The 2,964-nt window shown below is 69.6% G+C and carries 4 protein-coding genes; all 4 read right to left on the bottom strand.

What is annotated here, in order from left to right; genetic code table 11:
- Positions 1-511 (bottom strand): LLM class flavin-dependent oxidoreductase (locus G6027_RS18160; protein ID WP_346995794.1); only part of this gene is annotated, 511 nt, incomplete at its 3' end.
- Between the two features lie 240 nt (positions 512-751).
- On the bottom strand, positions 752-1,324 hold the full coding sequence (locus G6027_RS18155) for a heme-binding protein (protein WP_182638338.1): 573 nt from the start codon (positions 1,322-1,324) through the stop codon (positions 752-754).
- 370 nt (positions 1,325-1,694) lie between these two features.
- The gene (locus tag G6027_RS18150; protein WP_182638337.1) at positions 1,695-2,372 is read right to left on the bottom strand and encodes a VTT domain-containing protein; all 678 of its coding nucleotides are present in this window, start codon (positions 2,370-2,372) and stop codon (positions 1,695-1,697) included.
- A 215-nt stretch (positions 2,373-2,587) separates the two neighbouring features.
- Positions 2,588-2,884 carry an excalibur calcium-binding domain-containing protein gene (locus tag G6027_RS18145; RefSeq protein WP_182638341.1) on the bottom strand — a complete coding sequence of 99 codons (297 nt, stop codon included), beginning with the start codon at positions 2,882-2,884 and terminating at the stop codon, positions 2,588-2,590.
- Between the last annotated feature and the right edge of the window lie 80 nt (positions 2,885-2,964).

The following is a 2,964-nucleotide window of genomic DNA, read 5'->3' as shown; positions in this document are numbered from 1 at the left end:
GCTGCTGCAGCGGCTTGGGTAGGCCCGGCGAGTCGACTAGATCGATGCGCTTGCCGCGCACCGTGACCGTCTCTCCCTCGGGCGTCGACCACAGGGTCTCCAGGGCTCCGAGGGTGTCCTCGAGCATGTCGAACCGCTCGCCGATGGGCGGGAACGGGATGCCGTAGGCGGTGTGCTCGTCCGCGTACCACCCCGCACCGAGGCCCACGTCCAGGCGCCCCCCGGACATCTGGTCGACCTGCGCGAGAGAGATCGCCAACGGACCGAGGTGCCGGAAGGTGACCGAGGTCAACAGAGTGCCGAGCCGGATGGAGCTGGTCTCCCGGGCCAGGCCGGCCAGGGTCAACCAGGCGTCAGTGGGACCGGGCAGGCCGCTAACGCCGCCCATCTTGAGGTAGTGGTCCGAGCGGAAGAACGCCTCGTAACCCAGGTCCTCCGCCGCGCGGGCGACCGCGAGCTGATCGGCGTAGGTGGCGCCCTGCTGGGGTTCCACGAAGACGCGCAGGCCCACCTTCCCGTCAGAGGGAAGGTCGGCGGCGGAGCTGGGCGGGGTGGAAGGCCCGACGGCGGAGCTGGACGCGGGCTGGCTGGGGTCGGCTGGCATGACGTCCAGAATGCCTCCGCCCGATCAGTGGTGCCATTGTGATCGACCCGTTCGCGTCCCCGCCGGGGGTATCTGGAATGGACGACGACGACAAGGCCGGCATCTTCCACCATCGGTGAGTCCGACCCCGGGTACCGCTGACCCTGCTCAGTCGCTGACGGGCCACTCCACGTCCTGAAGGACCTCGTTGCGCCGCAGAAACCACGGTCGGAAGGGCGGGTCGAACCGGGCGAACCTCGGTGGCCCCGTCGCGATCAGCCCGGCCCGGGCGATCCCGGCCTCGAGCTCGGCCAAGTGCCGACGATAGCTCGACTCGCTCCACAGTCCTGAGTACCGGACCGCTGCCGCGACGCGATCGGGCACCTGCCTGAGTCGAACCTGAGGGTCGGTGGGCACTGGCGCGGTCGCAGCGGTCAGCGATGCGGGCAGCACAAAGGCCACGACGTGCGCGCCGTCGTCCGCCTGGGTCTGGACCACAGGTGCGGTCATGGCGACCTTCTCCGAGCTGGGCGGCTCCTGGACGACAGGTGCTGTCATGGCGACGGACCCAGCCGACTCGTTGTGACCGGTGATGTACCTGAAGAGTGACCTGAATGCCTGGTTGCCGGCGTTGCCGAAGGATCCGCGAACGGATACCTCCGCCACCGCATGAGAGGGATAGCGCCGCAGCTCGAACTCCGGGTACCGCTGGACCACCTCGTACGGCTGCTGCTCGGTCATGAAATCGACGGTACGACTTTCACCCTCGCGGCACGTCGTACCCTTCGGATCCCATGCCCCGGCGTGCGTTGCGCGACCCGATGCCCCGAGCGGACCGATGACTCGAAGAACCCGGGCGACCGGGGCGACCCGATAACCGGGCGGACCGGCGACCGGGCGATCCACCTCATCATCGGCGCCGGCACCGGGTCACCACCCGTCGCGGGGTCACTCTTGATCGCATTCTCCCAGGTGGGGTTTTCCGATCTCCGTCAAGTGCGACCACTCGACGAGGGGGCGCGTCCAGCGCGGCCCGTACCCTGTCGCGGGGACGAACAGGGACGAGCGGTAGCGGCCCACCTCTCAAGCGCACGAGACGACCCAGGCGCGCTCAGTGCACGCTCACGGCGCGTTGGCGCTCGATCAGCCGCCGTACGCGCTTGACCACAAACCAGACGATCAGGATTGCGATGATCGCCAGCACCGCGTTGGACAGCACTCCACTCCACCGCTCCAGTGCGGGCTTGATCGCCGGGCCGAACACGAACCCCGCGCCAATCCAGATCGCGTTCCACACCCCGGATCCGATGAGCGTGTACGCCGTGAAGTGCGTGACAGGCATCCGGCTGATCCCCGCGGGTATGGAGACGAACGAGCGCACCAGGGGCACACAGCGCCCCAGCAGCACGGCCACGCCGCCCCACCGCTGGAAGAAGGCCTCAGATTTGTCGAAGTCCTCGTAGTCGAGCAGCGGGATCCTGCCCACCAGGCGCCTGGTGCGATCGCGTCCGAGCGCGGCTCCGACGGCGTACCAGATCCAGGCGCCGATCAGCGCGCCCGCGGTGGCCGCCGCCCAGGCGAGGGAGAAGCTCATCCGCCCCTCGTAGGCGAGGAACCCCGCCCCGGGCAGCACCGCCTCGGACGGGATCGGTGGCAGGAACGTCTCGAGCAGGATCGCCAGGCCCACGCCGAGCTCGCCCAGCGTCTCCATGAGGTCCAGGACCCACCCGATGAATCCGCTGTACCCCGCCGAGGGTTCGACCGGCGGTGCTGCGGCAAGGGTGATCACATCGATGTCCGTTTCTCCCACGCACGGGGCCTGCCGAGCGTCTCTGGTCGGGGGGCCGGGTGTCCACGTCCCGGTCGCGGCGAAGCGCATGGCCGGCAACCGTTGGACAGTACCGGCTCAGAGCTCGGGGTTACCTGAGAGATTTCCTGCCCTGAACGACTGAGGGGGCCGACCACAGCAGTGGCCGACCCCCTCAGCTCCGGTTCAACGGTGACTCACTCGCAGGCGATGCCGTCGTTGTCCCGGTCAAGCGCCGGCCGGTAGAGGGGATCCCCGCGGTAGATCGGCGCGACACCCAGCTGGCGGGCCTCCGTGCAGTTGGCGACGTGACGCACCGGCGCGGGAGCCGGAGGCTGGACGCGGACCGGAGCCGGAGCGGGCGGAACGTGGACCGGCGCCGGTGCGGGAGCCGCAGCGGGCGCGGGAGCAGGGGCGGGCGCCGGAGGCACGAAAGGCGTCGCCCATACGAGGGGGTAAGGGAGGGCAGGCAGCGGCGCAGCCTCGGAGCCCATCGGCACGGGCACCACAATAGGCGCGATGTCCGGCACCGCGACGACCCAGGGGCCGACTTGGATGTCGGCAGCGGAGACGG

It is taken from the genome of Dietzia sp. SLG310A2-38A2 (assembly GCF_014145095.1).
GTDB lineage: Bacteria > Actinomycetota > Actinomycetes > Mycobacteriales > Mycobacteriaceae > Dietzia.
Note: the sequence above shows the minus strand (reverse complement) of the source record. Positions and strands in the feature narration are given on the sequence as shown.

Bases quoted from the DNA above. Each gene is read 5' to 3' on its own strand.
- G6027_RS18155 (WP_182638338.1), bottom strand. From the start codon at position 1,324: ATGACCGAGCAGCAGCCGTACGAGGTGGTCCAGCGGTACCCGGAGTTC.
- G6027_RS18145 (WP_182638341.1), bottom strand. From the start codon at position 2,884: ATGGGCTCCGAGGCTGCGCCGCTGCCTGCCCTCCCTTACCCCCTCGTA.